This is a genomic window from Pseudomonas sp. MD195_PC81_125 (assembly GCF_014060985.1).
GTDB lineage: Bacteria > Pseudomonadota > Gammaproteobacteria > Pseudomonadales > Pseudomonadaceae > Aquipseudomonas > Aquipseudomonas parakoreensis.
Genome location: NZ_JABULD010000545.1, coordinates 1 through 5,916, shown reverse-complemented (window position 1 = coordinate 5,916; position 5,916 = coordinate 1). Strand labels below are relative to the sequence as shown.

Below are 5,916 nucleotides of genomic sequence, written 5' to 3'. Positions count from 1 at the left end.
ATTGCCTTCGCCGGCAATGGGGGCTTTTTCGTGGGGCTTACTTCTCGACGAACGCACGCTCGATCAAGTAATCACCCGGCTCGCGCATCCGCGCCGAGATCTTCAGGCCGAAGCTGTCGAGCACTTCGCTGGTCTCGTCGAGCATGCTCGGGCTGCCGCAGATCATCGCGCGGTCGTCCTGCGGGTTGATCGGTGGCAGGCCGATGTCGCTGAACAGCTTGCCGCTGCGCATCAGATCGGTCAGACGGCCCTGGTTCTCGAACGGCTCGCGGGTCACGGTCGGGTAGTAGATCAGCTTGTCACGCAGCGCTTCACCGAAGAACTCGTTCTGCGGCAGGTGCTCGGTGATGAACTCGCGATAGGCGACTTCATTGACGTAGCGCACGCCGTGCACCAGGATCACTTTTTCAAAGCGCTCGTAGGTTTCCGGGTCCTGAATCACGCTCATGAACGGCGCCAGACCCGTGCCGGTGCTCAGCAGATACAGGTGCTTGCCCGGGTTCAGGTCGTCCAGTACCAGAGTGCCGGTAGGCTTCTTCGAGATGATGATCTCGTCGCCTTCCTTCAGGTGCTGCAACTGCGAAGTCAGCGGACCATCAGGCACTTTGATGCTGAAGAACTCGAGATGCTCTTCCCAGTTCGGGCTGGCGATCGAGTAAGCGCGCATAAGCGGGCGGCCATTTGGCTGTTGCAGGCCGATCATCACGAACTGACCGTTCTCGAAGCGCAGGCCCGGATCGCGGGTGCACTTGAAGCTGAACAGAGTGTCATTCCAGTGATGAACACTGAGGACACGCTCGTGGTTCATGTTGCTCATGTACGTGGGACTCCTGGATATTGGGTCTGCGCTCGCCTTGCGGCCGACAGTGCGCAATTGCAACGCATTCTAATAGCGACGACAATATCTGTTAACTGGATTATTAAGATAAGGGTTATCGGTTATATCGATATGCGATTTACTCTTCGTCAACTGCAAGTCTTCGTCGCCGTCGCCCAGCAGGAAAGCGTATCCCGTGCTGCGGGTCTGCTCAACCTCTCGCAATCGGCGGCAAGCACCTCTATTACCGAACTGGAGCGCCAGTCCAGCTGCCAGCTGTTCGACCGCGCCGGCAAACGCCTGAGCCTCAATGCTCTGGGCAAACAGCTGCTGCCGCAAGCGGTGGCCCTGCTTGATCAGTCCAAGGAAATCGAAGACCTGCTCAACGGCAAATCCGGTTTCGGCTCACTGTCGGTGGGTGCCACCCTGACCATCGGCAATTACCTGGCGACCCTGTTGATCGGCGGCTTCATGCAGCGCCATCCCGAAAGCCAGGTAAAGCTGCATGTACAGAACACGGCCAATATCGTGCATCAAGTCGCCCACTACGAAATTGATCTGGGTCTAATCGAAGGTGACTGCAGCCACCCGGACATCGAAGTGCAGAGCTGGGTCGAAGATGAGCTGGTGGTGTTCTGCGCGCCGCAACATCCGTTGGCCAAACGCGGCAGCGCGACCATGGAAGAGTTGACGCACGAAGCGTGGATTCTGCGCGAACAAGGCTCCGGTACGCGGCTGACGTTCGATCAGGCCATGCGTCACCATCGCAGTGCGCTGAATATCCGTCTGGAGCTGGAGCACACTGAAGCGATCAAACGCGCGGTGGAATCAGGATTGGGGATTGGCTGTATTTCGCGGCTGGCGCTGCGCGATGCGTTTCGGCGCGGCAGCCTGGTGGCGGTGGAAACCCCGGATCTGGATCTGGCGCGGCAGTTCTACTTCATCTGGCACAAGCAGAAGTATCAGACGTCGGCCATGCGCGAGTTTCTCGATCTGTGCCGCGCTTTCACCGCCGGGGTGCAGCGCAGCGACGAGATCGTCTTGCCAAGTATCGCTTAAAGCAGAATCACCGCCCACACCAGGGCAATCATGCTCAGGGCCACGAATTGCGCGGCGCTGCCCATGTCCTTGGCGTTCTTGGACAGTGGGTGAAGTTCCAGGGAAATGCGGTCAATCGCCGCTTCTACTGCCGAGTTCAACAACTCGACGATCAGCGCCAGCAGGCAGACGGCGATCAGCACTGCCTGTTCGACGCGGCTGACATTCAGGAAAAACGTCAGCGGAATCAGCACCACATTAAGCAGCACCAGTTGGCGAAATGCCGCTTCGCCGGTGAAGGCTGCGCGCAGGCCGTCCAGCGAATAACCGGAAGCGTTGAGGATGCGTTTCAGGCCGGTCTGGCCCTTGAAAGGTGACATAAGGTAAAAACCAACCAGAAAGGAGTGGGAAAGCTAGAGCAACAAAAGTCAAAAAAAGCGTGAAGACGCCAGCCTTTATTGGCTCGGAATTGACTCAAGTTGTTGCAGAAGTAATGCCGCCTGTGTCCGGGTGCGTACGTTCAACTTGCGAAAGATCGCCGTAACGTGAGCCTTGATGGTCGCTTCGGACACGTTCAGCTCATAGGCAATCTGCTTGTTCAGCAGGCCTTCGCAGACCATGGTCAATACGCGGAACTGTTGCGGAGTCAGGCTGGCAAGGCCGTCGCTGGCAGCTTTGGCTTCGGCGGAGACGCTGACCGCTTCGAACGCCTGCGGTGGCCAGAACACGTCGCCATCGAGCACCTTGCGCACGGCTTGCTGAATCATGCTCAGGTCGCTGGACTTGGGAATAAAGCCACTGGCACCGAACTCGCGGGACTTGACCATGACCGAGGCCTCTTCCTGCGCCGAGACCATCACCACCGGAATCTGCGGATATTGACCGCGCAGCATGACCAGACCGGAAAAGCCGAAAGCGCCGGGCATGTTCAGATCCAGCAGGACCAGATCCCAGTCGGACTTTTCGGTCAGGCGCGCTTCCAGCTCGGCGATGCTCGCCACCTCCACCAGTCGTACATCCGGGCCAAGGCCCAGAGTCACCGCTTGATGCAGTGCGCTACGAAACAGAGGGTGATCATCGGCAATCAGGATGTCGTATGTGGCCATTATTCAAATGATCCTGTTTTTGATGGCAGACCCGACGCATTCGGGCCTCGCCAAAGCAACTCAAGAGAGCGCTGCACAGCGCTATCCACAGGGGCACGTTCAACGCCAATCACAAGCAAACACGGCGTTTCAAACCTTGGCCGCACCCTAATCGGCGCCAAGCATGCCCAGCGAAGCCGGGGTGGTCAAGCAGCACCGCCGCCGCTGCGTGAAGTATGGGCCACTATGGCGCCAACACTGCCTGCGGCTTTCGTATATAAGGCAACAACTCGGCGTGGGCCGGGGTCGACTCGTTCATGTCCAGCTGTTGTTTGGCGCCCAGGTAATGCTGGCTGAACACATCGAAATACGCGTCCAGTGCCGAGGCCGCATCGCTGTCCCCCGCCAATTCGAGGCACAACGCCGCAACTTCGGCGGTGCACAGGTGTTCGCTACGGGTGGAGCGACGCAGGCGATAACGCGAGAGTCTGTCGGGCAACAGGCTGAGAATCGGCAAGCGATCGAAATACGGACTCTTGCGGAAGATCTTGCGCGCCTCGGTCCAGGTTGCATCCAGCAAAATGAACAGCGGACGCTTGCTGCAATCGACGGCGACGGTGTTGGTCACCCGTGACGGTTCTACGTATTCGCCAGGAAATACCAGGTACGGCTGCCATTGCGGGTCGTTGAGCAGCGCGAGCATCTGCGGGTCAGGCTCGGTGCGCGACCAGATGAACGCGTGGTTGTCGCGCACCACATCGGCAATCAGCCAGCCGGTGTTGCTCGGTTTGAACACTTCCTTGCCGGTCATGATCAGGCACACGCCGGAACGGGACTCGACCGTTGGTCGCCAGGCGCACAGGCAATGGCTGATGATCACCCGGCAGTCGCGGCAACGTTCGGAGCGAAAACCTCGGGCCTGAATCGGCTTGATGCCCTCGTCCTCGCGCTGGTCGCGCAAACGGGCTACAGCGTTGGGGGCATGTTTGATCACAGGCAACGCACCACAGCAGGAAAACTCGACACGCACAGCACTCGGCAAAGTAATAAAAGGCCGGCAGTTTACCAGAGCGGCGAGCGCAAACCTGTACCGTCCCGACCGGCTCCCCTATAATCCTGCGCCACTGAACGCACAGCCACAGGGCTGGTCGAACCACCAGTCACTGAATCAGGAGAGTTTCATGCTGCGCCTTATCGTTCCCACCGCCGCCATCGCGCTGGCGTTGTCCTTCAGCGCACAAGCAGCGTCGTTGAAAGAGCAGAATCTGAACAAAGAACTGCGCAACATCGCCGAACAAAGCAGCGTCGGTACGCCACGGGCGATCAACGAAGACATTCTCGATCAGGGCTACACCGTTGAAGGCATCACCCTGATCAACCACCTGAGCGTGCAGGCCAGCCACGCCGAAAAGATGCGCGCTGATCCAAAAGCGGTGTATTTCCAGCTGGGTGCTTCGGTGTGCAATAACCCGTCGTACCGCAAGCTGATGGCCAAAGGCGCGGTCATGCGTTACGACTTCACTGAATATAAAACCAACAAAGCCATCGGCTCGGCCAGCTATCAGGATTCCGATTGCCCGAAAGCGGCCCCGGCGAAGAAGAAGTAATCACCGGGTATTGGCGCGCCGCTGTTCATCCTCGGCGCGCAATTCGGCCACCAGGGCCTGTAAATAGCGTGAACGCCGTTCACCACCCGCCAGACGTCGGCAGCACTCCTCTTCGAGACTGACTTGATTGGCCTCGGCTGACGCTTTCAACATCCGATACAGCTGCGTATCGATTTCCAGAACCACTCTGGCCATCTATCCCCGCCTCCTTGCCTGCTACCCGCGAATCCCTGAAAAGCGCGCACCCTGCGTACGTCGGCTGACTCCAAGCTGTCGTACAGTGCCTGTAAGTTAGTAAATCAGAGCGATTGCTCTACGGCGTACGTTCGGACGAGCGGTGAACATTCTTTGCCAATCGATACCCAAGGCCTGCCAGAAAATACTGCTCGGCGTAATGATCAACTCAGCGCAATGGCTCGCGAGGGTCTAGATTCAAAGTATTCCCGATCATCTGTTCACGGCAGGACAAGGAGCTGCCGAGTGTGTGTTTTTTTGCAGCGCGGCACTGACGCCGCACGTCAGGGCCACAAGCTCTGTGCAGAAGGAGACGTTGAATGCCTTACCAACCGAATGACCTGCTCAGCCGGCATTTTCAGGAACAACTTCCCGACCTCATCAACAAGGTCGAAGAACAACTCAACCAGGTTTCTCCCAACAGCCCGAACCTGCCGATCTATCGCGACATGATCCTGACCGTGCTGCGCATGGCCCAGGAAGATCACAACCGCTGGAACGCCAAGATTACCCTGCAGGCCCTGCGTGAACTGGAGCAGGCGTTCCGGGTGCTGGAACAATTCAAGGGGCGACGCAAGGTCACCGTGTTCGGCTCGGCACGCACGCCGGTCGAGCATCCTCTGTATGCAATGGCCCGGGAACTCGGCGCGGCCCTGACACGTTCAGACATGATGGTCATCACCGGCGCTGGTGGCGGAATCATGGCCGCCGCGCACGAAGGTGCCGGACGTGACCACAGCCTCGGGTTCAATATCACCCTGCCCTTCGAACAGCATGCCAACCCGACTGTGGACGGCACAGGCAACCTGCTGCCGTTCCACTTCTTCTTCACCCGCAAACTGTTCTTCGTCAAGGAAGCCGATGCGCTGGTGCTGTGTCCTGGCGGGTTTGGCACACTGGACGAGGCACTGGAAGTCCTGACCCTGATCCAGACCGGTAAAAGTCCGTTGGTGCCCGTGGTATTGCTGGATGTGCCGGGCGGTACTTTCTGGCAAAGCGCACTGGATTTCATTCGCCAGCAACTTGAAGAAAACCGCTACATCCTGCCCACCGACCTGAAACTGATGCGACTGGTCTATAACGTCGATGAGGCGGTGCAGCAAATCAACCAGTTTTACAGCAACTTCCACTCCAG

9 protein-coding genes are annotated in these 5,916 nt (G+C 58.4%); 4 read left to right on the top strand and 5 right to left on the bottom strand.

The features are described 5' to 3' along the window. Positions 1-37 precede the first annotated feature (37 nt). A complete protein-coding gene (gene fpr / locus HT737_RS21870) occupies positions 38-817 on the bottom strand; it encodes a ferredoxin-NADP reductase (protein ID WP_003222277.1) in 780 nt (259 codons plus the stop codon). 132 nt (positions 818-949) lie between these two features. On the opposite strand from fpr, the gene HT737_RS21865 reads away from it, so the two are divergent. After that, on the top strand, positions 950-1,876 hold the full coding sequence (locus HT737_RS21865; protein ID WP_007964377.1) for a LysR family transcriptional regulator: 927 nt from the start codon (positions 950-952) through the stop codon (positions 1,874-1,876). Here HT737_RS21865 and HT737_RS21860 read toward each other — a convergent pair. Continuing rightward, positions 1,873-2,235, bottom strand: a complete 363-nt coding sequence (locus HT737_RS21860; protein ID WP_042607041.1) for a diacylglycerol kinase — start codon at positions 2,233-2,235, stop codon at positions 1,873-1,875. The genes HT737_RS21865 and HT737_RS21860 overlap by 4 nt on opposite strands. Positions 2,236-2,310: 75 nt before the next feature. Next, positions 2,311-2,961, bottom strand: a complete 651-nt coding sequence (gene erdR / locus HT737_RS21855) for a response regulator transcription factor ErdR (protein ID WP_041072218.1) — start codon at positions 2,959-2,961, stop codon at positions 2,311-2,313. Here erdR and HT737_RS21850 point away from each other — a divergent pair. Next, positions 2,954-3,112, top strand: a complete 159-nt coding sequence (locus HT737_RS21850; protein ID WP_155416796.1) for a hypothetical protein — start codon at positions 2,954-2,956, stop codon at positions 3,110-3,112. The two genes, erdR and HT737_RS21850, sit on opposite strands and share 8 nt — an antisense overlap. 72 nt (positions 3,113-3,184) lie before the next feature. Here HT737_RS21850 and HT737_RS21845 read toward each other — a convergent pair whose 3' ends face one another. Further along, on the bottom strand, positions 3,185-3,931 hold the full coding sequence (locus tag HT737_RS21845) for a tRNA-uridine aminocarboxypropyltransferase (RefSeq protein WP_047292042.1): 747 nt from the start codon (positions 3,929-3,931) through the stop codon (positions 3,185-3,187). Positions 3,932-4,121: 190 nt separating this feature from the next. On the opposite strand from HT737_RS21845, the gene HT737_RS21840 reads away from it, so the two are divergent. After that, entirely contained in the window at positions 4,122-4,547 is a 426-nt protein-coding gene (locus HT737_RS21840) for a PA3611 family quorum-sensing-regulated virulence factor (RefSeq protein ID WP_041072220.1), read from the top strand. On the opposite strand, the gene HT737_RS21835 is transcribed toward HT737_RS21840, so the two are convergent. Further along, positions 4,548-4,742, bottom strand: coding sequence for a hypothetical protein (locus HT737_RS21835; protein ID WP_041072222.1), 195 nt, complete (start codon positions 4,740-4,742; stop codon positions 4,548-4,550). A gap of 359 nt (positions 4,743-5,101) precedes the next feature. Here HT737_RS21835 and HT737_RS21830 point away from each other — a divergent pair. Then, positions 5,102-5,916, top strand: an 815-nt coding sequence (locus HT737_RS21830; RefSeq protein WP_182403987.1) for a TIGR00730 family Rossman fold protein, incomplete at its 3' end; no start/stop codon positions are given.

Bases quoted from the DNA above. Each gene is read 5' to 3' on its own strand.
- HT737_RS21860 (WP_042607041.1), bottom strand. From the start codon at position 2,235: ATGTCACCTTTCAAGGGCCAGACCGGCCTGAAACGCATCCTCAACGCT.
- HT737_RS21865 (WP_007964377.1), top strand. From the start codon at position 950: ATGCGATTTACTCTTCGTCAACTGCAAGTCTTCGTCGCCGTCGCCCAG.
- HT737_RS21835 (WP_041072222.1), bottom strand. From the start codon at position 4,742: ATGGCCAGAGTGGTTCTGGAAATCGATACGCAGCTGTATCGGATGTTG.
- HT737_RS21840 (WP_041072220.1), top strand. From the start codon at position 4,122: ATGCTGCGCCTTATCGTTCCCACCGCCGCCATCGCGCTGGCGTTGTCC.
- erdR (WP_041072218.1), bottom strand. From the start codon at position 2,961: ATGGCCACATACGACATCCTGATTGCCGATGATCACCCTCTGTTTCGT.
- fpr (WP_003222277.1), bottom strand. From the start codon at position 817: ATGAGCAACATGAACCACGAGCGTGTCCTCAGTGTTCATCACTGGAAT.